Source organism: Lentibacillus salicampi, assembly GCF_004565465.1.
Classification (GTDB): domain Bacteria; phylum Bacillota; class Bacilli; order Bacillales; family Amphibacillaceae; genus Lentibacillus; species Lentibacillus salicampi.
This window is the reverse complement of record NZ_SRHY01000044.1, coordinates 1-24,984: the sequence shown is the minus strand read 5'-3', so window position 1 is coordinate 24,984 and position 24,984 is coordinate 1. Positions and strand designations below refer to the sequence as shown.

Annotated in this window: 21 protein-coding genes; 11 read left to right on the top strand and 10 right to left on the bottom strand. The window is 41.5% G+C overall.

Annotated elements, in window-relative coordinates:
- Positions 1-124: 124 nt before the first annotated feature.
- Positions 125-301 (bottom strand): hypothetical protein, encoded by a 177-nt coding sequence (locus E4U82_RS20025; protein WP_167751467.1) that lies wholly within the window; start codon positions 299-301, stop codon positions 125-127.
- Between the two features lie 364 nt (positions 302-665).
- On the opposite strand from E4U82_RS20025, the gene E4U82_RS16630 reads away from it, so the two are divergent.
- The 6 genes from E4U82_RS16630 to E4U82_RS16605 all read left to right on the top strand — a co-directional run bounded on the left by E4U82_RS16630 (position 666) and on the right by E4U82_RS16605 (position 6,563).
- Positions 666-1,778, top strand: coding sequence for an ABC transporter ATP-binding protein (locus E4U82_RS16630; RefSeq protein ID WP_135111300.1), 1,113 nt, complete (start codon positions 666-668; stop codon positions 1,776-1,778).
- Positions 1,775-2,713, top strand: coding sequence for a carbohydrate ABC transporter permease (locus E4U82_RS16625; protein WP_209300594.1), 939 nt, complete (start codon positions 1,775-1,777; stop codon positions 2,711-2,713). Before E4U82_RS16630 ends, E4U82_RS16625 begins: the two co-directional genes overlap by 4 nt.
- Positions 2,710-3,528: a carbohydrate ABC transporter permease gene (locus E4U82_RS16620; RefSeq protein ID WP_135111299.1), complete on the top strand. Its 819-nt coding sequence runs from the start codon at positions 2,710-2,712 to the stop codon at positions 3,526-3,528. The genes E4U82_RS16625 and E4U82_RS16620 overlap by 4 nt, the downstream gene beginning before the upstream one ends.
- An 18-nt stretch (positions 3,529-3,546) precedes the next feature.
- Positions 3,547-4,899: an ABC transporter substrate-binding protein gene (locus E4U82_RS16615; RefSeq protein ID WP_135111298.1), complete on the top strand. Its 1,353-nt coding sequence runs from the start codon at positions 3,547-3,549 to the stop codon at positions 4,897-4,899.
- Positions 4,900-4,975: 76 nt separating this feature from the next.
- Positions 4,976-5,734 carry a glycerophosphodiester phosphodiesterase gene (locus tag E4U82_RS16610; RefSeq protein ID WP_135111297.1) on the top strand — a complete coding sequence of 253 codons (759 nt, stop codon included), beginning with the start codon at positions 4,976-4,978 and terminating at the stop codon, positions 5,732-5,734.
- Positions 5,735-5,819: 85 nt separating this feature from the next.
- Positions 5,820-6,563 (top strand): glycerophosphodiester phosphodiesterase, encoded by a 744-nt coding sequence (locus E4U82_RS16605; RefSeq protein ID WP_245183622.1) that lies wholly within the window; start codon positions 5,820-5,822, stop codon positions 6,561-6,563.
- A gap of 328 nt (positions 6,564-6,891) precedes the next feature.
- Here the strand turns inward: E4U82_RS16605 and E4U82_RS16600 are convergent, their stop codons facing one another.
- Together E4U82_RS16600 and E4U82_RS16595 are read right to left on the bottom strand one after the other, a co-directional pair.
- Positions 6,892-7,968, bottom strand: a complete 1,077-nt coding sequence (locus tag E4U82_RS16600; protein ID WP_135111295.1) for a glycosyltransferase family 4 protein — start codon at positions 7,966-7,968, stop codon at positions 6,892-6,894.
- 193 nt (positions 7,969-8,161) lie between these two features.
- Positions 8,162-9,541 (bottom strand): VWA domain-containing protein, encoded by a 1,380-nt coding sequence (locus E4U82_RS16595; RefSeq protein ID WP_135111294.1) that lies wholly within the window; start codon positions 9,539-9,541, stop codon positions 8,162-8,164.
- A 239-nt stretch (positions 9,542-9,780) separates the two neighbouring features.
- On the opposite strand from E4U82_RS16595, the gene E4U82_RS16590 reads away from it, so the two are divergent.
- Together E4U82_RS16590 and E4U82_RS16585 are read left to right on the top strand one after the other, a co-directional pair.
- The gene (locus tag E4U82_RS16590) at positions 9,781-11,061 is read left to right on the top strand and encodes an Nramp family divalent metal transporter (protein WP_135111293.1); all 1,281 of its coding nucleotides are present in this window, start codon (positions 9,781-9,783) and stop codon (positions 11,059-11,061) included.
- Between the two features lie 186 nt (positions 11,062-11,247).
- Positions 11,248-11,967: a GntR family transcriptional regulator gene (locus tag E4U82_RS16585; protein ID WP_135111292.1), complete on the top strand. Its 720-nt coding sequence runs from the start codon at positions 11,248-11,250 to the stop codon at positions 11,965-11,967.
- Positions 11,968-12,192: 225 nt separating this feature from the next.
- Here E4U82_RS16585 and E4U82_RS16580 read toward each other — a convergent pair whose 3' ends face one another.
- The 5 genes from E4U82_RS16580 to panD form a co-directional block, all read right to left on the bottom strand.
- Positions 12,193-13,269 (bottom strand): Ldh family oxidoreductase, encoded by a 1,077-nt coding sequence (locus E4U82_RS16580; protein ID WP_135111291.1) that lies wholly within the window; start codon positions 13,267-13,269, stop codon positions 12,193-12,195.
- Between the two features lie 54 nt (positions 13,270-13,323).
- Positions 13,324-13,782 carry a tripartite tricarboxylate transporter TctB family protein gene (locus E4U82_RS16575; protein ID WP_167751465.1) on the bottom strand — a complete coding sequence of 153 codons (459 nt, stop codon included), beginning with the start codon at positions 13,780-13,782 and terminating at the stop codon, positions 13,324-13,326.
- A gap of 2 nt (positions 13,783-13,784) precedes the next feature.
- Positions 13,785-15,302, bottom strand: coding sequence for a tripartite tricarboxylate transporter permease (locus E4U82_RS16570; RefSeq protein WP_135111289.1), 1,518 nt, complete (start codon positions 15,300-15,302; stop codon positions 13,785-13,787).
- Positions 15,303-15,451: 149 nt separating this feature from the next.
- A complete protein-coding gene (locus E4U82_RS16565) occupies positions 15,452-16,429 on the bottom strand; it encodes a tripartite tricarboxylate transporter substrate binding protein (protein ID WP_135111288.1) in 978 nt (325 codons plus the stop codon).
- Positions 16,430-16,514: 85 nt separating this feature from the next.
- Positions 16,515-16,907: an aspartate 1-decarboxylase gene (gene panD / locus E4U82_RS16560; protein WP_135111287.1), complete on the bottom strand. Its 393-nt coding sequence runs from the start codon at positions 16,905-16,907 to the stop codon at positions 16,515-16,517.
- Between the two features lie 214 nt (positions 16,908-17,121).
- Between panD and E4U82_RS16555 the strand changes: the two genes are divergently transcribed.
- Both E4U82_RS16555 and E4U82_RS16550 read left to right on the top strand, forming a co-directional pair.
- Complete coding sequence (locus E4U82_RS16555) at positions 17,122-18,561, top strand: sodium:solute symporter family protein (protein ID WP_135111286.1); 1,440 nt, start codon at positions 17,122-17,124, stop codon at positions 18,559-18,561.
- 43 nt (positions 18,562-18,604) lie between these two features.
- Positions 18,605-20,260: an amidohydrolase gene (locus E4U82_RS16550; RefSeq protein WP_135111285.1), complete on the top strand. Its 1,656-nt coding sequence runs from the start codon at positions 18,605-18,607 to the stop codon at positions 20,258-20,260.
- A 62-nt stretch (positions 20,261-20,322) separates the two neighbouring features.
- On the opposite strand, the gene E4U82_RS16545 is transcribed toward E4U82_RS16550, so the two are convergent.
- Positions 20,323-21,543, bottom strand: coding sequence for a YheC/YheD family protein (locus E4U82_RS16545; protein ID WP_135111284.1), 1,221 nt, complete (start codon positions 21,541-21,543; stop codon positions 20,323-20,325).
- A 251-nt stretch (positions 21,544-21,794) separates the two neighbouring features.
- Here E4U82_RS16545 and E4U82_RS16540 point away from each other — a divergent pair, with 251 nt between their 5' ends.
- Positions 21,795-22,793: a YheC/YheD family protein gene (locus E4U82_RS16540; RefSeq protein ID WP_135111283.1), complete on the top strand. Its 999-nt coding sequence runs from the start codon at positions 21,795-21,797 to the stop codon at positions 22,791-22,793.
- Between the two features lie 92 nt (positions 22,794-22,885).
- On the opposite strand, the gene E4U82_RS16535 is transcribed toward E4U82_RS16540, so the two are convergent.
- The coding region (locus E4U82_RS16535) for a peptidoglycan-binding protein (protein ID WP_167751464.1) at positions 22,886-24,984 on the bottom strand (2,099 nt) is incomplete at its 5' end.

Below are 24,984 nucleotides of genomic sequence, written 5' to 3'. Positions count from 1 at the left end.
TCCTTGGTACTTAAATTCGAGGTCATTGCAATGACACTCTCTATCGTACCAAGAGGGCTCTATTTTTGTACAACCGATTCTAGCCCCACTTATCCTCAAATTTCTTTATATACAGGAATGCTTTTTATCCTCCTTTTTGAACACGTACATAAACTAAGAATCCTTTTCTTAACATCTCAACAGCAATTTCCTGCTTTGCTGCCTGTTCGCCCACCATTCTGCCCTCTTTTTTCCCTTTCTCCCCATATGAAATTGTATATTCCATTATCTTCTCACGATCATCCATGTTGCCAATGCGCAATTTTTCTTTCTCCTGTTCGTTCAGTTTCAAAAAATCCGTATATCAAATATTCCTCGGCCGGGTTCGATTGCATTCTGGTTGGCATCCGTAGAAATTCCTGTTTAACTTCAATCCGTTCATGACCTGAGCATCCCATTTTACGAGAAATGCCGCAGCTATTAATGTCTAAGAACGTATGAGGAATTGCGGATTTATTTATCTATACATATCAAGGTATACTAGCTGATTCGGTCTATGATGAAAGTTGAATTATTAAATAAATAATAACTTTTTTAACCCACTATTAATTCTTTGCAAAGGTTTCGTAAAATTGCCTTTTTTATGATTAAGATATGTTTTAATTGCATTAAAGGAGGCGATAAACGTGAAACATGTTGAATTGATTGGTGTTTCAAAGTCTTTTGAAAAACAACAAAACGTATTAAATGAAATTGATCTATCAATCGAAAAAGGAGAGTTTTTTGTTCTTGTTGGGCCATCCGGGTCAGGGAAAAGCACGTTACTCCGAATGATTGCGGGACTTGAGGACATAACAGGTGGGATATTAAAAATCAGTGATAAAACAGTTAATCATCTCCCGCCGAAAGACAGGAATCTCTCTATGGTATTTCAAAATTATGCATTATATCCACATTTAACGGTAGAACAAAATATTCTTTTTGGATTACATGTCAAAAAAACACCTAAAAAAGAGCAGCAAAAAAGATTAAAAGAGACTGCAGACATGATGGGATTAACCGAATTGTTAAAACGCAAACCAAAAGAACTTTCCGGTGGTCAGCGGCAGCGGGTAGCCCTTGCAAGATCTGTCGTCAGTGAATCGCCTATTTGTCTCATGGATGAGCCACTATCAAATCTGGATGCGAAGTTGCGCGCACATATGCGTATTGAAATAAGACGTTTGCAAAAAAAGTTGGGGCTCACAATGATATATGTCACACATGATCAAGTGGAAGCAATGACCATGGGAGATCGAATTATGGTGCTTAATGAGGGAAAGATTCAGCAAGTTGGAAAACCTATCACGTTGTACAATAAGCCGGCTAATTTATTTGTCGCCTCTTTCATTGGGTCACCAAAAATGAATATGGGGAAAGCTGTGTTTTCAAATCAGCAGCTCATTATAGAAGATAAACTTCATCTATCGCTAGACCGTGCTGAAGCAGCCGGTATACCAAAAGATAAAAATCTTAACATTGGCATTCGTGCAGAGCATATTTTCCCTGGCACGCATGATAACACGACGCATGAACTGGAAGTCATTAATGTCGAGCAATTAGGGAATGAAACGTTGATCACATTTGAAATTGGAAAAGAACTGTGGACCGCAAAATGGCTTGGACAATGGAACGTTCATACAGGTGACAAAGTAGCTGTATCTATTTCGATGAAAAACATGAGCTTCTTTGACGCTGATTCCGGCTTACTGATCAAACCGGCCTCAGCAGAACGAGAGCAAGAGGTCGTTGCCATATGAGCGAAGCAGCAATCCATTCAGAAGAGCTAACAGCACTTAGCTTCGAAAAAATAAAAAAGAAACAGCGCATCATTAGTTTTTTAAAAGGCATGCTGTTTCTGATGCCATCCATTGTCCTATTTAGTATTTTTCTGTTTTATCCGCTTGTCCGTACGATTTATTTAAGTTTTTTTCTTACCGACGCAAGCGGAACGCCAACTGCTTTTGTTGGATTAGACAATTTCATCCAAATGTTTACATCACCGGTTTTTCTGCAAAGCATGCAATCAACTTTCCTGTTTGTACATTATACAGTTCCGGGTACGGTTCTGATTGGTTTGTTTTTAGCAGTGATTGCAAATGAAAAATTGAAGGGGATTGGTTTTTTCCGGACGATTTTCTCTTCCACTATGGGAATTTCGGTGGCGGCAGGTTCTGTATTTTGGTTGTTCTTATTTAATCCGACAATGGGGTGGCTGAACCAGATTCTCGGGTTTTTTGGAATGGAGTCGATTGGCTGGCTCACTGATCCCAATTTTGCTTTGATTTCTGTCTCAGTTACAACGATATGGATGAACCTTGGTTTTACCTTTCTTATTTTATTGGGCGGGCTGCAATCGATTGATTCCTACTTATACGAGAATGCGGATATTGATGGCGCAGGCTATTTTTACAAGCTGCGAAGGATTACGATTCCGATGCTTTCGCCAACATTATTTTTCGTATTGACAGTGTCACTGATAAACGCATTCCAAACATTCGGACAGATTGACATGCTGACAAGAGGAGGTCCGCAAAATGAGACCAATTTAATCGTGTATTCGATCTATCAGGAAGCCTTTATGAATTATCAATATGGTACAGCAAGCGCACAGGCGGTGGTTTTATTTGTCATTATTCTTATTTTGACGTTAGTGCAGTTTAAATTGGGGGAAAGGAAGGTTCATTACCAATGAACATGCCATTAAGCAGAAAGCTAATATTCTATACATTGCTATTTGTATCGGCACTCCTTGTATTTGCACCGGCAATGATTGCATTCATGATGAGTTTCATGACAAATCAGGATATTATGGCGGGAAACATGATACCGACCTCCCTGACTTTCGACAATTATTTGGCCGTGTTTGACCGGTTTCCTTTACTAAATTATTTAGCGAACAGCTTTATTGTATCAATTGTTATTATGATCGGTCAGTTAATTTTATGCAGTCTTGCTGCCTATGCCTTTGTTTTCATGGAATTTAAAGGACGGGATGTATTGTTCTTTATTTTTATTGCAACGATGATGGTTCCTTTTGAAGCATCGGTTATCCCGAATTTCCAAACGATTCGTGATTTGGGGCTGATTGATTCATATGCCGGTTTGTCTCTTCCGTATTTTGCTATGGCATTTGGAACGTTTTTATTGAGACAAAATTTTAAACAGATACCAAAGGAATTAAAAGAAGCATCTGAGATAGCTGGTATAGGTCATTTTAAGTTTTATTTAACTGTTGTTCTGCCAGTTGCGAAGACAAGTTTAGTCACCCTTGGCGTGTATGGGTTTTTAACCTCATGGAACATGTACTTATGGCCGCTCTTATCGACCACAAACGATAGTGTGCGTACGGTACAGATTGGCTTAAAACAATTGCAGTCCCAAGAGCAGCTGAATGAGTGGGGCGTGATTATGGCGGGAGGGATTATCGTTGTCTTGCCTACATTAATCCTGCTTTTCTTAGGCCAAAAGAAATTGCAGCAAGGGTTAGCAGAAGGAGCGATTAAATAAAAAGGAGTGTCATAACAAATGAAGAAACTGGTATTTTCTTTAATGATGTTCGTATTCGTGTTTATTGCTGCAGCTTGTGGAGGGGATGCAGCTTCTGATAAAACATCAGCATCCCAGGCAGATGAAGAAAGAAACAGTGAAACGCAAGAGGTAACGTTCTGGCATGCGATGGGCGGCGCAGCACAGGAGGCACTTGATCAAATTGTTGCGGATTATAACAATTCCCAGGATGACATACAGGTAAATGCACAATACCAGGGTTCCTATGATGAAGCCTTAACAAAATATCAAAGTGTTGCTGGAACAGATAGTGCGCCGACAATGATGCAGGTCTTTGAAATTGGAACGATGACCATGATCAATAGCGGAAGTATCGTGCCAATTCAGGAATTTGTTGATGCAGATGGCTACGACATGAGCGAACTGGAAGAAAATATTGTAAACTACTATAACATCGATGATCAATTCTATTCTATGCCATTTAATTCTTCTACACCAGTTATGTACTATAATAAAGATGCATTTGAAGCGGCGGGTCTTGATCCGGAAAATCCACCGGAAACATTCGAGGAAGTGGAAGCGGCCGGAAAAGCAATTGCGGATGCAAACCCGGATATGAAAGGTTTTGCATTACAGGCGTATGGCTGGTTATTTGAACAATTATTGGCTAACCAAGGTGCTCTATTATTGAACAATGACAATGGACGTACCGAAACAGCAACGGAAATCGGTTTTACAGATGAAGAAGGAAAATCTATTTTTAACTGGGTCGAACGGATGATTAATGATGGCACATTTGCCAACTATGGGACGAATGGGGACAACATGGTTGCAGGGTTTACAGCAGGTGATGTCGCGATGTTCTTACAATCGTCTGCAAGTGCCAGAGATGTCATTGATAACGCACCATTTGAAGTTGGCGTTGCATTCATGCCATATCCGGAAGATAAAGAACGTCAAGGCGTTGTGATCGGCGGTGCAAGTCTTTGGATGATGGATGGAAAACCAGAAGCAGAACAACAAGCTGCATGGGAGTTTATGAAATATTTGCAAACACCGGAAGTTCAAGCCGAGTGGCATGTAAACACTGGATATTTTGCCGTTAATCCGGAAGCGTATGATGAACAATTGGTACAGGATTCGTATGAAGAAATGCCACAATTACAAGTAACAGTAGATCAGCTGCAATCAACCAAACCTTCTTATGCCACGCAAGGAGCGGTGATGGATATGATTCCGGAAGCTCGCCGAATTACCGAAACTGCTTTGGAATCCGTTTATAATGGCGGTGATGTGGATGAAGCGTATAATACCGCAGTAGAACAACTGAATGCTGCAATTGAACGAGCTAATGCGGCCAGAGAAGGATAATAACGGGACATATGAAAGAGAATAAAGTTTTGTGCTTTATTCTCTTTTTCTATCAATCATTAAAGGATGTGTTTAAATGGCGGAAACAAAAATATATGGACACCGTGGTTGCATGGGAACAATGCCAGAGAATACATTAATCGGTTTTCAAAAGGCAATTGACCAAGGGGCAGACGGTCTTGAAATCGACGTGCATATGACTAAGGATGGCGAGATTGTGGTCATACATGATGAAACACTGGACAGAACAACCAATGGCAGTGGATATATTAAAAATCACACCCTTTATGATATTAAACAATATAGCTCCGGGATCAATTTTTCTCACTACCATAATTATGAAGAAATGTGGAATAGAGAAGTTGTCCCGACATTACAGGAAGTATTAGAACTATTGACACCTTACGATATTGAATTAAATATCGAATTAAAGACATATTTGGTTCATTATGAAGGGATTGAAGAAAAAGTTTTATCGTTGGTCCATCAATATGGAAACGGCAGAAATGTCATTTATTCTTCTTTCCATCTGCCAACAATGCTTAGAATAAAAAAATTGAATCCATCTGCAAACATCGCCTGGCTATTGAATACGTGTATTTCACATCCTTGCGATTACATTAAAACCATGGAGTTGGAAGCATTTCACATAGATACCGCCACTGTTTTATCTTCCGCTTATTATTTGAAGGATTTGTATTTAAATATTCGCGTCTGGACTGTAAATGACAGCCATGACATCAAGCAACTTCTGGATTTAAATGTGAATACCATTATTACAGACTTCCCTGGGGATGCTTTGTCCATCAGAAACGAGCGACAAACGATTGTTTAAGAAAGGAATCGCTTTTGTCCTTGTATTCATCTCCATTGGGCTCTCTGCGATATATGTTTCAGAGGATCGCAAGCCTTTGCCTTCTGTGGTAGAACAACCAAAAATTATTGCCCATCGCGGTGCCAATGACAGGATGAATGAAAGTACAATTTCAGCTTATGAAATTGCTGCGGAAGATGGGGTCGATGCACTGGAGATAGACTTACGAATGACTGAAGATGGATTACTGGTTGCAATGCATGACGAAACAATAAATCGGACAACAAATGGAACCGGAAAAGTTGCCGATTATACATTAGAGGAGTTGCGGCATTTTCAAACAATAGAAGTGTTTAGCAATGAAATAAATACGGAACCCATCCCTGTATTTAAAGAAATCATAGATACCTTTACCGATACGGAACATTATTATATCGAAACAAGATTGGTGAATGGGAAAGCGGTGATGGAAGAGCCATTAATTCTATTGCTGCATGAGTACAATTTAATAGAAAAGGACTTAGTCACCATTCAATCTTTCTCACAAAAAAGCCTGGAAAAAATCAAAGCGTTAGAACCTTCTATTCCTTTAACGCTCCTATTTAGTAAAGGAAATTTTAATCTTAACGATGCGTTGTCGGCGGATTATCCAATTATTGGAATGGAGGCAACCGATGTAACGATGAAACGTGTGAATGAACTCCATCGGCAGGGAAAAGAAGTACATGTCTTTTTTAATAATATGGAAACACAAAAAGAAGAGCAGAAACGAGTAAAGGCATTAAATGTAGATGGATATTTTACGGATGATATTTCGTTTACCAAAGGATTACTTGGCAGGAAGAATTAGATAATAGTTTGTGGCAACGATTCCCTATCCCCTAAGCCTTTAGATACATGAGCACAAGGAATGCTTCACCGAATCCACATCGCACGCGAGCATTAGTGCTTTTCTTTTCCAGGAAGCGGAGAAGACAAGCCAACGAGCTTCTCGCGTGTTGTGGTGACTTCTCACTGGGGATTGTCGTGGAGCGGTTTTAGCAGATGCTCCCCCTATTAAACGTGTCATTTTTACCGGACTTTTTGAACAGCCTCTATAAGCAATCGATAACTTTCCGACATTAAAAAAACTTTTAGACCAGTCATATGATCTAAAAGTTTCTCACTGCATACATATTCTATTTGACTCTTTCCATGCCAAATATTCGTTTAATCCGATTTAAGACAGGCTGCTGACCTTGCATGACGATTCCGGCTAACTCGGCTATCACCTGCAAGCCAACAATAATAATGCCAAATATGATGACAGACGTCAGCATTGTTCCACTGTTAAATACGATGGCCATTCCGCCAAAAAAGGCACTGAACCCGTAAATGATCAAAACTGCACCACGGTGGCTATAGCCCATTTTCATCAATTGATAATGAATATGCTTCTTATCGGCGTTGGCAATCCCGTGCTTATTAATCGTTCGCCGGATAATCGCCAAAATCGTGTCAAAAACCGGAATGGCGATAACAATGACCGGGATGATAAAGCTGAACAGGGCCACATTTTTGAACAACCCGAGCATGGATACAACCGCTATCGAATAACCCAGAAATAAAGCACCTGTATCCCCCATAAATATTTTGGCCGGATAAAAGTTATGGTAAAGAAAACCAATACACCCGCCGATCAGGACGACACACAAATATGCGACAATGATTCGATAATCGATCATCGCCATGATGAGAATACTGAATAAACCAATCGCGGACACACCCGCTGCTAGCCCGTCCAGCCCATCAATGAAGTTAATGGCATTGGCAGCCGCCAGTATCCAAATAATCGTGATAATATATGCCAAACCATCCATGTACACGGTGCCAAAGAAAGGAATGGTCAGCTTTTCAATGACCAGACCGGAAGACACGACGACCAGTGCAGCCGCCAGCTGTCCCGTCAGTTTCATGTACGGCTTCAGATCAAAAATATCATCCAGGATACCTGTCACCAACATGATCAAGGCACCGACAATAATAGCCGTCATTTGCGGATGTTCCGGCTGTATATATAGGAACCCGGCAGCCGCACCAATAAAAATCGCGAGCCCGCCCAAACTGGCCTTGATGCCATGATGGTTTTTGCGATTGTTATCCGGTATATCAGCTGCCCCCAATCTCAGGGCCAGCTTATTGATGAAAGGCGTTACAATTAATGCTGTCAATGCCGAAATGACAAATGCAACTACTAAATCAGCTGTATCAAACATAGGTACAGTACACCTGCTTCATATCAAATTATGAAACTTCTTTATTGATTCTATCACATTTTCTGCAAATAGGCACTGGTATTTTTGTAACTACCCTGTACGTTTGATGTTAAACGGGGATCATAATTATACTGAGAAAGAAAATCACCTTCATTACCATGAAAGAAGGTGATTCTTCTGATTAAGCCTGGTGTCAATTTTTATTTTGATCCCGTAATTCTTCTCGTTGTTCGTAACCCTCATCCCGGGCTTTCTCACGTAATTCATAACCGGTATCCCGTGCTTCTTCGCGTATATCATAATATTCATCTCTGACATGGTCACGTATATGATATGCCCGATCTCCAATAAGATTGCGAATCTCTACTGCGTCAACCTCTTCCATGATGTCTTCCATGTATCGCGTCAGGTCTTTCTGGCGTGTTTCCTCGTCGTAACTGAGATTGACTGCCTCACTCTCATAATCATAAGAATCATCGACATACTCACTCTGTTGGTCATAATAGACATCCACATTTTCACTTACCCAGTCATACCAGTCTTTGATTAATTCCCTTCTGGCTTTTTCAAATGTCTCCTGCAGCTCTTTGGCATTATTTGCACTGAAGTATTCCCCTTCACCTGCACTGGCAATCTCTTCAAGTGACTCGCGTTCTGATTCTTCAATATCAAGTCCAATGATATTAACAATCGCTTCAATATCTGATTTCTGCAGATCTTTTGCAGCTGCCGCCGGGTCTCCTCCACACGTTTCTTCACCGTCACTTACAACATAAACGATACTTCTCGTCTCTTCACCATTAGCATTGGCTAAGTCTTCACCGGCTTCCTCAATCGCTTTAGCTATCGGGGTGTAGCCAGTTGGTTCGAATTGGTTCAGTGATTTTTCAAAATCATCTTCTTCATATGACCCTAACGCATACACCTCTTCCGTATTGGCACAGGATTCTTCTTTGCCGTCTTTCTTATTCGTACCCTTATGGCCATACACACGCAATGAAACGTTCGCATTTTCCGGCAAGTTGCTGGCAAAATCGGCAATGGTCTCTTTCGCAAGATCCATTTTAATATCACCATCTATCTCTTGTGCCATGCTTCCGCTTGCATCAAGTAAAATCTGAACATTAAGTGACCCATGGTTTTCCAGTTCTTCTTCACCAATACTACCATCCGGTTTGGCCGTCATATCATTAAATACAACTTCCGTTTCATCCAGAAATTCCTGGTATTTTGTAAAATCCTCCGCTGTCAATGCTAAAATACGGTGGAAATATTCTTCCGCGCTTAACCCTTCAGGCCACTGAGCGATTTCTTCCTTTACTGCTTGTGCATCATATTTGTCACCACTATATTCCCCGGGTCCTGCTTCCATCCATGCAATCGTATCATCTATATCAATTGTAAATTGATCATAATCGAGATCGCCGGATGTATCCTTTTCCCCTTCTTCAGATGTTTCCTTGTTATTCTCGGCTTCCCGCTGTGAGTCTTTATTTGTTTCCGCATCGGGATTCCCACATCCAGCAAGTATAAAAATAATAAGTGCAACAACCCAAAATTTTCTTAAACCCATTTCACCGCAACTCCTCCCCCAGATATTGCTACGTATTATAGCAAGAAAGCCTCCTAAAAACAATAAGACTTAACACTTTTCATTTTGCGGAAAATATACTTAGAATCCTATGTATCCCGGGTCTATCGGCAAAAGTTACAACTGGTACGAACATTCGAACAATGTTGAAACCGCCTAAACAGTGAAGTAGCATGATAAACGAATCGCTTTTTTATAACTAGATTCCGGAGGGTCAGTTAATGAAAGATAAAAGCCATGCTGTAGATTTATCTGCACCAGAACCAGCATCAAATACGAGTAAGCGTAAAAAAATTGTCATCGGTCCCGGTATCGTACTTGCTGCAACAGGAATCGGAGCTGGGGAAGTTGTAATTTCTGCTGTAACCGGAGCAGAATTTGGCCTTGTCCTTATATGGGCTGTCGTCCTTGGAGCTTTATTAAAATTCGCACTGACAGAAGGTGTCGGCAGGTGGACACTGGCTACCGGACAAACCATTATGGAAGGATGGCGTTCACTCGGAAAATGGACAATGGGCTATTTTTTCCTGTATGTCACATTATTTGGACTTATATATGGAGCGGCCATTGCGACAGCCTGCGGTTTAATGGCATATGCAATGTTTCCCGCCATACCGGTTTGGTCATGGGCAATTTTACATTCTATAGCTGGGTTTATCTTAATTTGGTTCAGCCGGTACAAATTATTTGAACGCATGATTACGATTTTAATCGGTATTATGTTTGTAACCGTCATAGGCTCTGCCATCATGTTAATACCAAGCTTGAGTGATCTTCCTGCCGAAGCATTTATTCCTGGCATTCCGGATAGTTCCATATATCAAATCCTTGCAATTGTCGGTGGCCTTGGAGGTACTATGGCTCTGGCTGCCTATGGCTATTGGGTACGCGAGAAAGGCTGGCAGGATAAACATGATATACCTGTCATGCGCATTGATGCGTCGATCGCCTATATTGTCACAGGTCTCTTTTGTGTAGCGATGATGATTATCAGTACACAATTTTTATATGGTACAAGTCTCAGCTTGTCCGGGGCAGAAGGCATGAGAGATTTTCTGGGCATTTATGGCGACAGATTTGGTACCGGGGCACAAATTTTCCTGAATATTGGGTTTTGGGCAGCTACCTTCTCTTCCATGCTCGGATCATGGAATGGGATTCCTTACTTGTTTGCTGATTTTATCCGTGTACGTAAACTAAAAAATACAACGCAAATAAACTCAGCCAACCCGGTAACAGAAAAAGATCCGGCCTACAGATTTTTTCTGGCCTGGCTCACCTTTCCGTCGATGCTCCTGCTTATTTTTGATCAGCCGGTATCGATCGTAATGTTGTATTCGGCGCTTGGCTCATTGTTTATGCCATTTGTCGCGATCACGCTGCTTGTTTTGCTGAATTCCAGGAAAGTACATCCGGGATACCGCAACAAATTCATACATAATGCCATATTCGTTTTCGTTCTCATTACTTTTATATTTTTAGGTGTGATGGATTTTGTATAAATAGAATGCCATGGCATACCAAATAAGACTGATGGACCCATTCGTTTTAAGTGAATGGGGCTTTTTCAAATCCTTGCTGTCCAGCAAATTTAAAGGGCAATTATGAAATCGGTTTAACTGACAGAATCATTTTATGGTAAACTATGAAATATCAAACATTTAAACCATAAATAATAGGTGATTCTAATGGTATTGGACTACACGAATTCTATTCCGCTTTATATCCAGCTGAAAGTGAAAATTGAAGAAAAAATCCTGGAGGGGGTTTATACCGGAAAGATCCCCAGCGAACGCGAGCTTATGGATGAATACTATGTCAGCCGGAGCACCGTCCGACAAGCAATTGATGCACTGACACGGGAAGGAACACTCGATAAAAAACCAGGCAGAGGAACTTTTGTTGCGCTGAAGCCTATTAACGACTGGCTGGGCAGCTTAAGCAGCACATCTGAGACTATCCAGCGAATTGGAATGAAACCAGGAGCAAAGCTGGTTAAGGCAGAGACAGTCCAGCTTCCTAAGCATCTGCAGACATTAACCGGATTAACAGAAGGCGTGCATATTAAACGGATTCGATATGCTGACCATATACCGATAGGCGTTGAAAATAACTACTACCCGATCGAACTGGGTGAAGAAATTATGACATATGATCTGAATAAAAAATCATTATATGACCTACTTGAACAGGAATTGGGCGTGCGTTCAATTGAAGCCGACCAAATTATCAAGTCAGAACGCATCAATAAAGAGGATGCAAAGCTTTTAAACGTGTCATCCAGCATGAGTATGTTAATTGCGGAAAGAATACTGGTTGACTTTAATGGAGAGTTTGTCGAGTACGAACGGGCTGCCTACCGGTCGGATATGTATTCGTTTAAGATTAAACTTTCGCGCAAAAAATGATTCCAGCCTGTCAAGCGGATGGGCTATGCTTTATCGAGGAGTGCGGCCTTAGCTCATACGGGAACTGTCCAGACTCGTGCAACAACCGACCCAAAACGAGCGAGAGCGCTATCAAATCGAGCGAGTACGTCGGAAACTCGTGCGAGAATACCTCAATCTCATGCGGGAACTCCTCGAACTCGTGCAAGAACTACCCAAACTCGTGCGGGAGCATCGCTTATTTGGCTATGACATCAGCACGCCATCAAACACCAATTTCTTTAACGGTGGCGACACACCGTACCGTTCTCCAACAGATTGAAGTTCATCAACCGCTTCCTCCATCAAGGGGATCCCGTTTCCCCTGCGTTCCTTCTCCCTTTCGTTTTCAATTTCACCCGGCAGGTAAATTTGATCATAACCTTTGGCAGTCGGTATCGCTTTAATTTCTCTTGCCATGGTGTCCATCCGATTCTTAAACGTGTCCAATTCCTCAAATATATCAGCACGCATCACAAAGAAAAATTGACCGACTTCCTGCCGTTCACCTAAATTCTCCGGTCTACCAACCCGCGGTCCAAATGCAGCGCCGGTAAGCAATCCGGATAAAACATCCGACAATAATGCCAGTCCGTATCCTTTTGGACCCCCAACCGGCAAAACAAGCCCATCCATGGCTTCCTGCGCATCCGTTGTGGACTCGCCATCCCTGTTAATCGCCCAGCCTACAGGGATATCCTCATGATTTTGAATAGCAAGTTTTATTTTACCCCTTGCTACTATACTTGTTGCCATATCAAATACAATATTGCCCTTGTCGCCACCCGGTATGCCATAGGAGATAGGATTTGTGCCAAAGTACCGTTCCTTCCCGCCCCAGGGAGCCATATAGGATGGGGCGTTTGTTGTAGCTAAACAAACACAACCATGTTCAGCTGCATAGCCGGTATAATCAGCCAGCATGCCGCAATGATTTGAATGATTGATACCCGCAATCGCAACACCTGTCTCTTTCGCTTTATTAACGGCTCGCTTTATTCCCTCTGTTGCTGGTATAATACCCAATTCATTAGCACCATCGATAAACACAGATGACGGTGTTTCCTTCGTGATGGACATATGATGCGCCCGATTGACAACACCGCTTTCCAGACGATCGGTATAATTTTTTACCCGGGTAATCCCGTGTGAATCAACGCCCCTTAAATTGGCAAACACAAGATGTCTTGCAACGGTTGCACTGTGGTCATCCTGCAACCCCGCTTTTTGAAAGATCGCTTTAACATAGTTTTCCAAATCTGTATGGTTGATGTAAAATGTCATTGTTTCTATCCTTTCTCAAATAACATGTAATGTCCACGGCTGAATCTGCTTCCGCTAACCCAGCAGCAAACCCGAGGGCAGCGGAACAAGAAAAACATAACGGAAAAGCACAAAGAAAAAGACACTCACGCCAACAGCACTTATGCTGACATGCACTATTTTCGTTTTGCTGCTTTTCTCGTGATTATCCCGCTGCAAGTACCAGGTTAATGATCCGAGAAATATTATACTGGCGATTAAAAATCCGAGAAGGCTGATCAGGATAACATAACCGATCATCGCCAAACTCATGACCAGAACTTTTCGCTTATCAATACCTTCAAATAAAGAGTTAGTTGTAGGCCTTATAAAACTTTTTAGACAATAGGCTATGCTCAGGATCAAAAGGATTATCTCAATGGTACGGGGGAAAACATAACTCATTTCTGATAGCCCCCTTGTTTCCCATATAGCAATACCGGCAACAATAATCAATATAACCGACGATATCGTATTGTAGTTGACTTTTTGCATCATTACGCCCCCAGCTTCTCTTGACTGTCTTCATTTTTAGCCCCGAAAAGGTTGCTTAAAAGCGGCAACAGTATAGATAAGACACATAACACTATCAATACGACTGAAATCGGGCGTGAAAAGAATAATGCAAATACGTTACCGGATGCCTCTCCCAAAAGCATGGATTGTGCAAGTCCCCTTTCGGCAATTGGCCCAAGAATAAGGCCTAACACAATCGGTGCCGGATTGAAGCCGGCATTTTTCATCACATATGCCAGCAGGCCAAAACCGATTAGTAATGCCACATCCAGAAAATTATTCCGAATCGCATACGACCCTATGATCGTCAGAAAGACAATCGAAGGCGCCAGATAAGAGACCTGTATGGAGAGGACTTTCCCGATATACCCGGACCCCATAAGACCAAAAATGATCATGACCACATTCGCAGCAACAAATGCAATTAAAAACGTGTAGACCAACCCAGGCTGCTGGCTCATCAGATCCGGACCGGGTGTAATTCCCTGCATCATCAATGCCCCAAGAATAATAGCAGCAGGCGGCGCTCCCGGAATCCCGAGTGACAACAGCGGTACCAGCGACCCGCCAACTTCGGCATTATTGGATGTTTCCGCAGCCACGACACCATCAACATTACCTTTCCCGAATGACTTTTTATCTTTTGAAAAACGAACCGCAGCGTCATATGACAATAATGATGCAACATTGCCCCCTGCTCCGGGGATAATGCCTGTTATAATGCCAATGACGGATGAACGGATCAGGAAAAATGGCTTTTTGATAATATAGAAAAAGAGCGTTTTAACGATTCCTTTTTCTTTTTTGACGCTTTTTTGGGATTTGACCTTGTTTTCAATCATCGAAATGACTTCCGGAATACAAAAGAATGCGATTAAAATGACGATTAATTCCAATCCGGATTGAAGCTGGGAAAAGCCGAATGTATACCTCGATTCACCGCCAACCGGGGATATTCCGACAGTTCCCAGCAACAGGCCAATACAGCCCCCGATTAACCCCTTCAGCATAGACCCGGATGATAACGTTGCAATCATGGTCAGCCCCAGTATGGCCACCCAGAAATATTCCGGCGGTCCAAAATTCAACGCCCAATCGGCCAAAATCGGTGTCAGAAATAAAAGCGCCAGACCGCCGATTATGCCGCCAATCCCCGAACTGATAGCAGCAGCGGCCAGTGCCTTTGAAGCTTGTCCTTTTTTAGTCATGGGATAGCCATCAAACGTTGTCGCAATGGCTGACGGTGTACCGGGGGTATTGATCAGAATGGCTGATATACACCCGCCATAGATACCGCCGATGTATAAACCTCCCATTGTAATCAGCGACGTATCCGACTCCATCGTAAACGTAAACGGAAGCAATAATGCGAGTGCCATTGTGGCAGTCAATCCAGGCAATGCACCCACGATGATTCCGACTAACACACCGGCGCACAACAGCAGCATATTTAAGGGTTGTGTCAATGAACTCAGGACTTCCGGCAAAAACTCAAGCATTCCCGTACCCTCCAGGTGAGAAACCATTTTTGGGGTTTCCAAAAATGGTACATCCTTTTTCTTTCGGTGTTCAATTAATGATACCTGTATGATTATCCAATTGATTCAGGGATTTTCTATTGAGGCAAACTCTAACTGGACAAATTGAATCAATCACCCTCAACATTTTCGAGAATTCTGCTATACTCCTCGGTCTTCTGTTCAATGTATTCCAGCGATTCCTCATGCCCCATTCGTTTAGGCTCAAATCCTTCATTATACATCTCATCCTCGACGCCTTCTTCATCCAGGATATCCAAAAATGCCGTTTCGAGCGTATCGATCACTTCCTGGTTTGTCTCGGGAGGTACTGCAACACCACGATCAATTCCCGGTGTCATGTCATAACCCAATTCCTTAAATGTTGGGACATCCGGCAATGGTTTGAACGTCTTCTCTGATCCAATTGCAAGTATATTCATATCATCTTCATACTTGATCAGATCACTGGAGTTTCCGAAAATCACTTCCGCATTCCCTCCAAGAAAGGCTTGAATGGATGGTGCAGCACCATCAAATGGCACATATTGCATGTCGATGCCGGCTAAATCCTGCAACTGCAGCAATGCAATGTGATGGCCCGAATATCTCCCGGATCCTGCTACGGTAATAGAGCCCGGTGATTCTTTTGCCTTGTTTACGAGGGCTTCAAGTGATTCAATATCACTATCCTTGGAAACGGCTATCCCGATTGGTGTTGCCTGAAAAATAGCTGCCGGCACGATATCCTCTGTCTGGTACCCTGTATCATCGTTTGCCAGTGGCTGAAGAATGATATGCGGGATATTGATGCCGGAAATGAAATGCCCGTCCGGATCTTTACCAATCAGCTCGCTCCATCCAACGGAACCGCCTCCACCAGGTTTGTACTGAATCATAACATCCTGACCTAAGGACTCTTCCAAATAGGGCTGCTGCCTTCTCGCTTCCACATCCGATTGTCCACCCGGATCAAAAGGAATACTGTATGTAATAGATTCAGACGGATAATTTTCTGCATTTCCTGAACCACCGGCATCTGCCCCGCATGCCGCTAAGACCAATACCGCAGACAGCATACTGACAACAATCAATGTCAACTTTTTCATGCTTTACCTCCCGATTTCAAAATCACAACCTAATGGGTATCGAACTAAAAGCCGATAAGTCCAACCGATCGGCTATCAGTTGGACTTAAACCTTCACATCCCCAGGCCAATGCAAGTCATGTTCTTCTATGCCTGTAATGTCATTATTTTCATCAAAAAACACCACTTTAGGGCGCAGATTTTCAATTTCTTCCTCATTCATCTGCGCCATGCTTAAGATGATGACAATGTCACCAGGCGAGAATAAATGAGCTGGCGGGCCATTCAGACAGATTTTTTTCGAACCCTCCGGCGCCGGTAAAGCATATGTCTTCCATCTAGTCGCATTTTTCAGACTTGTTATTTGCACCATTTCGTATGGTTTAATATCGGCTTTTTTCATAAACTTCTCATCAATCGTCACACTGCCGACATAATCCAGGTCAGCTTCTGTTACTCGCACTCTATGAAGTTTCCCTTTACACATCAGTCGCTGCATAAAAAATTCCTCCTCGTGTTGAATCCTTCCTTAAGTATAAATAGTAAAGAAAGATGGATTCAATGAGGTAGGAATGTTCGTACCAGTTACATAGTGCACTGGTACGGACATTATGACAATATTGAATTCAAATATACACGGCACGTAAAATACAAGATAACGATGTGAGTTTTGTCGATTATACCAATAGTGAGACAGAGAGAGGTGAAACGTTTTGAATTGGTATATATTTTGGATTGGCATTTTTCTTATTGGCATTTTCGCCATAAGTATATATTATTCAAGAAAAATTAAAACGGCTGATGAATATACAATGGCCAATTTCAGCCTTGGCTTTTTTCCCATTTGCGGAACGATTATTGCCACTTCCTTAGGCTCTGCAGCAGTAATTGGTTCTTCTGGTAAAGGATTCGAAATAGGGATTGGCTGGATACTGACGAAATTTCCGGTTGCATTATTTTCTATATTGTTAGCAGTGGTATTGGGTTCAACCATTCGCAAATTAAAACTGTATACATTGCCCGACTTATTTGTCCGGCGGTTTGGCAAAGCTTCCGCTATTATCCCCTCCCTGATCATTAGCATCCTATACATGACGCCAACATTCGGGATGCAAATCGTCGGAATGGGGTCGGTTTTAACGATTGCTTTTGATGTCTCCGTTACGACGGCGATGCTAATCGGGTTTGTCATTTGTGTCATGTTCACATTAATGGGCGGTTTGCCGAGTGTTGCCTGGACCGACGCTGTACAATCGGTTCTGATTCTCGCAGGTTTAATTTTCTTGTTTGTTCTGGGACTGAATTATGTTGGTGGCGCCGATGTCGTTATCAGTAACACATCATCTGACACATTAAATCTTTTCAGTATGGAAACGACTGAACTGATTAACTACTTGATTATATTCGGGCCATTTTATTTGGTATGGCAAACATCCTGGCAGCGCATCGCGGCTGCAAAAACTGAAAAAATTGCTGTCAGGGCTGTATCAACCGGATTTATTATTACATTTATCATAGCTTTTTTCTCAATCGGAATCGGGATTATTGCACAACAAGTTCTGCCGGCTGGCACAGACCCTGACCTAGTGTATACCGAATTTCTTGCAGCTGTGGCCCACCCGGCTATTGGCGGTTTGTTCATGGTATCTCTTTTTGCGGCTGTATTAACCGGGGCAACATCTTTCCTCCTAAGTGGTGCGATGAATATTTCCAAAGACATTTATCAAGGCTGGATAAAACCAGATGCCACCAGTAAGCAAGTGCTTAAAATATCACGACTGTCTGTTGCGGGAATGGCTTTTATTGGCTTATTGGTCGCATTATTCATCACAGATGTGATCGCCATCTATTCGTATGCGTTAGCCTTATCAGCAATTACGATGGTTTTCCCAGTGCTTGCTGCGATGTTTTGGCGGCGGGCAACGAAACAAGGCGTGATTATCAGTGTCATTGGTTCACTTATTGTTTCTGTTATCTGGAGTTTGCTCGGGCAACCGTTTGGCTGGCATGAAATCATCCCGGGCATGATCACATCGTTTATTTTACTTATCAGTGTCAGTCTGATGACGCAACATTCGGATGATGAAAACGTAGTGGCCTATTACTTTGATTTGAAAAACGAGGAAGACCCGGCACAGACGAACGTATCGTAACGGCATGAGGTATCATTGCCAAATTAAAAAGGAGAGATATTTGATGCAGGAAGTTGATTTACTATTTACAAACGCGAATGTCTTAACGATGGACGATGCCAATTCCCGAGCTGGATCGGTTGCTGTCAGTGATGGTGTGATTGCAGGCATATGGAATGACCCCGAACCGCCCAAACATGAGGTGGACATAACCAAAAACACAGTGGTTATTAATTTGCACGGAGCCACGTTATTGCCAGGTTTTATTGATACGCACAACCATATTTTAATGTATGCGTTGATGGCCGATAAAATTAACTGCGGCACACCTCCTAACCACAGTATTACTGATATTTTAAGTGCGATTAGGCAAAGAGCGCAGGAAACAGTGGACGGCGATTGGATAGAGGGTTACGGTTTTGATGACACACTTGTTGAAGAAAAGCGTCATATACTGCGACGTGAGTTAGATGACGCTGCGCCAAATAATCCTGTGTTTATCAGACATATCTCCGGTCATCTGGGCTATGCCAATTCACTTGCTTTGGAGTACGCAGGTTTGCATGATGATATTTCCGATCCAAAGTCAGGTCATTTTGGCCGGGATGAAGATGGGCATTTAAACGGCGTTTTATACGAATATGATGCGACCGACCCTGTTTCCCAACCGATACCAGACAAAACAATTGACAAAAAAGTTGACGATCTCGGAAAGGCAGCCAAAGAATATTTAGCACATGGCATAACGACTAACTCAGATGCTAAAGTAAGCAATCTGAACGAACTGGATGTCCACCTGAAGGCAGCCAGACAAGGTCTCAATCCAATGCGAACCCGTCTCATGGTCATGCACAATCTTCTTTCCGATGGTGCGCCATTTGGCAATTATTCAGCCAATCAATTAAATCAAGAAATACAGGATAATTCAGGTGGGTTAGCCACACTGGATAGCGCCAAAATGTTTCAGGACGGCTCCATTCAAGGTCTGACCGGTGCATTAAGAAGTCCTTATTATAATGATGCGAAACATTATGGCGATCTCATTCATGATCAGGAATCATTTCAAGAAGAAGTCCTTGATTTACATCAGCGAGGGTACCGGGTAACCACTCACGGGAATGGTGATCGTGCCATAGGCTCCATTATCGACGCCTATGACTATGCATTGGAAAAACACCCCAAAATAGGACATAAGCACAGGATTGAGCATGTCCAATCAGGTACACCGGAAGACATAAGAAGGATGGGAATGTTGGGGATTGCCGGATCCTTTTTCATCAATCATGTCTATTACTGGGGAGATCGGCATGAGAGTATATTTCTCGGGCCTGAACGTGCACGACGAATCAGTCCGCTGGCAGATGCCATAGATCAAAACTTGCTTTTCACCTTACATTCCGATTGTCCGGTCACGCCCATCTCACCACTTTTTTCTGTCTGGGCTGCAGTCAATCGGGTAACGCGAGATGGTAATATTCTTGGACCAGAACAACGCATTGATGTCATGACAGCACTGAAATCAATGACCATATATGGGGCACAATTGAATTTCGAGGAAGAACAATCCGGCAGTATAGAAGTTGGCAAACAAGCTGATTTCGCGGTATTGGATAAAGATCCAACCGCCGTGGATCCAATAGCAATAAAAGATATCTCAGTTCAAGGAACGTTTATTGGCGGAAAGCAGGTGTATGAGAAAAAAGGATTGGCGACTGGTTAAATTTAAATGGAATGGCTGTGTTGCGGCCATTCCATTGTTTTCTTGTCACGTTATGCTAATCACTAACCGGATCTCATTGTATTCCTCAAAAAGCTGCCCACTTTACGTATCGGAGCTGTTGCTCGCCATGCCCTGCTGTTTTCGATTGCGGTATATCTTTTTTCATATTGAGCCTTTTCTTGTTTTACTTTTTCCAATTCCCTCATGAGATTTTTATTCTGTTTCTCCAAATTCATTTTAGTGCTACCCATAAATGCATTGACTAAGTCCTTGTCTGTTTCATTTTCAAGCAAGTACAGATAATAATCGGTTCTTAACATCGCTGACTCTGCCAATAAAGGTGATGTCGTCGGTGCGCCATTTGCTTCAAACAAATACAAATCACCTTCCTGATCAATACCCACATCAAATCCGATAGACATAATGGGTGTTTTTTTAATCTCTTCCAGTTTGTATGGCAGTGTTATGGCTAATTGATTAATCCTTTTATGAATATCTTCCCATTTTTCCCCAAAGTTTGCTTTGAGGAAAGGTTCTGGGTCACTGATTCCGCCTCCCTGGTTCACATTGGAGATAACTTTTTGCCCAATACCAATCCTGATAAAATTCCTGGCGACCTGCCACTTTCCTTTACGGTTTTTTTGCACATGGATCCTGCAGTCAAAAGGGTAACTTTCCATTGTTTTAGAAGTGATATATTTCTGTAAAATATACCTTTTGTTTTGCATATGGTTCTCGTAATGATCGATTAAAGTTGCTTTGGATAGCTTTTTTTCCTGCTTTTGATAGCCGAGTATGTAGGTATCTCCTTCTTTTCTTAAAATATAGATACCATTTCCCCGTTGACCACCAATTGGTTTCATAACAATTGACGCGTATTGTTGTAAAAAATCCTCGATGTCACTGAAGCTTTCTACTTCGCGTGTAGGTATCACAAGATGGGCGAAATGCTCATCTTTTTTTAATTCACGCTGCAGTCTTTCCTTATTTACCCCGTTTTTCTTATCAAAGGTTAAAATTGTATTGTTTCTAAGATATTCCATGATTTCTTGATTCTTTTTATTGAAGCAATAAGCCGATACGTCAATGATAATTGGCAGCTCTTTATTAACTGCTTGCCATGTATTGTTTACAAACATCTTTCCTTTGACCGTGTTGTTAGTTGTGTTCACATCCCGCGGTCTTAGATAGATGAGATCAATTCCACGCGATTGACAGAACATCGCCGTTATTTTAGCCATCGTTGTCGGGTTTTTAAAATTACGCATGAAGCCGATATTCAATTTATTTTCCTCTATTCTTGTTAATATATATATTCTTCGTCAAATTTAGTCATTATTCGTCTATAGTATATCACAATTCGATATTTTTTATATTTATATTTCGGGAAGAATATATACAGGTATCTTATACCTATAGAAACATTACAGATGTTAAAAAATTAATGTAAGTTAATTAAATCTCAGTTACAGCCATAGACTGAACTATTTGAGCTGATATAATAATTTTACAATTTCATGAGAGGAAGATAGATTTGTACGTAGGATATATGCGAAACGTTCGCAAACCAACGAAATTCACAAAGCTTCTAGCCAAAACAACTAAATATCATGGTATTGATCTTGCCTTTTTCCACCCTGAGGATATTGATCTAAATCAAAAAACGATCAAAGCAAAAATCCTTGTAAATAATAAATGGGTTCAAAAGGAAATTGCTGTCCCTTTATTTGTAGATGTGACAACCTATAGTTTTAGGTATAAAAAACAAATTCGGTTTTTGCACAGGTACAGCTATTTTACCGCCGGCAAATCAATAGCCAAACACAAATTTCAAGAAAAAATAAGAGATGATGGCGAATTTGCAGATTTATTGATTCCTACTGTCACGCATTCTAACTTCAATAGCCTATTTAAATTTTTGAAGGAACATAAGCACATTGTTGCCAAGCCTAATAAGGGGCAGAAAGGCGAAGGAATCTACAAGGTTTCAAAAAATAAAAACAAATATTTCCTAAGTTATAAAGAAGATGAGAAACAAATCACTAAAAGGAAATTAAAGAGATTTAGTAAAGAGGTGTTAAACCAAAAATCTTATGTTTACCAGAAATATATTGATTCGACAACAATATCTGGAGATCCTTTTGACTGCAGAATTCGATTGGAAAAGGACGGTAAAGGCGAATGGGAAGTTGTCAAATATCTCATGCGCATTGGTACCGGTCAGAAGGTTGTTTCAAACGTTGTCCAAGGCGGCAGTGTCAGTGAAATGACCCCATTCTTAAAATATAACTATGCAAGTAACTGGAAATCGATTAAAGAATCTCTTATAAAGTTAGGTAACACATTTCCATACAAAATTGAGGAGGTTTGTCAGCAAAACCTGAGCTCATTGGGAATTGATATAGGTATCGATAAAGCTGCAAACCTTTATTTATTTGAAGTCAATCATGCTCCTGGTACAGAATTCGGAGAGGGAGCAATAGCAACGGTTAAGTCTGATTACTATAAATATATGCTTGATAAGTTATCCTAGGAACCTGACGGGACTTCATAATATTTTACTATATATGAACCAAAAAAAGCTTGCATAGCTATCAAAGCTTATGCAAGCAAATTGTTCCAATATTAATCTTGATACACTGGTATTTCCAGGTCAAGGGTATTTAAGCCCAATTCCTGGTACATATTGTACATGGTATTCACTTGCTTGGATGCCCAGCCGATGTCTGTTGCATACTGGTGCGATGCATAGCCATAGGTGTCCATTGCTTCAGGATTCCAGCGCATTTCGTAAAGGGTATTTTGTCCAGCTTTAATATAATTGTTCCCTATAAACTCTGCACCTCCGACAATGGCATCATAAGGTGTAAACCAACCTTCTTCATATGCACGTTCAGCACCACATATCAAAGCACAGCTATCATTAGCACCAATACCAAACATATTGTACACTGTTTCACCATCATATGTGACTCCCTGAGCTAATGCAGAACCACCATTTCCGGTTTCCAGTGTTGCATGGGAAATCAAATAGATATCGCTAACACCGTGTTCCTCACTAGCATTTTTAAATGCTTGACCATGTCCTTCCAAAGTGCCTTTGCCTTCTAGGTAGTCATTTAGCATATCTACAGAAGCACTACTTGTCCTTGAAAGATCCAGAAATTGAAACCTTTGTTGCTCATCATTTACAAAGTTATCCGGATTAAGATAGAAAAACACATCATCAGGTGTTGCTGTCACCCATTGTGAACTACCATTATACTCAATGGCATACCAGCCACCCACTTCATCGAGAATGTTTACTGTGTCACCGTTATATAGCATTCCAACTTCTCCATAACTGGTACCTGGGCCAGAACGTACATTTAAAGCACTCGCAGTAACTGTACCATTCTCTATATAAGTTCCAGAGACATACGCATAATTTTGATCTGTTTGTGGATTTGCATTCATTTGGGTGTCTACTGATTCGTTTAATGTTAAATCGTATTGAGCGTATCTTGAAGCCTTTGTTAATTCTTCTAGTGTTTCTAGTGTTACTTTGTCTGCTATACCACTTACTGGCAAATCATATGTTTCCCGAAAGTCTATAACCGCCTGTTCCGTTCTTGACCCGAAGTAATCAGTTGGATCATTATTCCATGTTACAAAGCCGAGAGTTTCCAAATTTTCCTTGAGTTCTACGGAATCCTCATGACTTTTACCATATTGTAGTGGACTGGATAAAATCTCTTGAATTTTATCTCTGGTATTACCTTCAGCTATCCCGCTAATTGGTAAACCATAGTATTCCTGAAACTCTTTGACTGCATCTTCTGTTCTTGACCCGAAGTAATCGGTTGGATCATTATTCCATGTTACAAGGCCAAGAGTCTCCAAATTTTCCTTGAGTTCTACGGATTCCCCATGACTTTTACCGTCTTGGAACGGACTCGACAGGATCGCCTCAATCTTCTCTAGCATTGCTTCATTCGCCACTCCTGTCATTTCTAATCCGTAATAACTCTGTAGATCTTCTACACCCTGTTCTGTCTCTGGTCCAAAATAATCATTTGGGCCATTAAACGATGTGAATCCTAGTTTGTTTAAGTTCTCTTTCAGAGTTACTGCATCTTCACGATACATCCCATATGATAACGGTCCGGTGGCGAGCTCCTCAAGCCTATCTCTAGTATTCGGCTCGATTATTCCCGAAACCGGCAATCCTTCAGCCTCTTGAAACTCTTTCACCGCTTCTTCCGTGCTTGAGCCGAAATAATCGGTCGGATCATTATTCCATGTTACAAAACCAAGAGTTTCCAAATTTTCCTTGAGTTCTACAGAATCCTCATGACTTTTACCTTCTTGGAATGGACTGGACAGAATTTCTTCTATCTTCTCTACTGTTGCTTCATTTGCCACTCCCGTTATTTCTAGTCCATAATAGCTCTGAAGATCTTCTACTCCCTGCTCTGTCTCTGATCCAAAATAATCATTTGGACCATTGAAGGATGTGAATCCTAATTTGTTCAGATTCTCTTTCAGAGCTACTGCATCTTCACGATACATCCCATATGATAACGGTCCGGTGGCGAGCTCCTCAAGCCTATCTCTGGTATTCGGCTCGATTATTCCCGAAACCGGCAATCCTTCAGCCTCTTGAAACTCTTTCACCGCTTCTTCCGTGCTTGAGCCGAAATAATCGGTCGGATCATTATTCCATGTTACAAAACCAAGAGTTT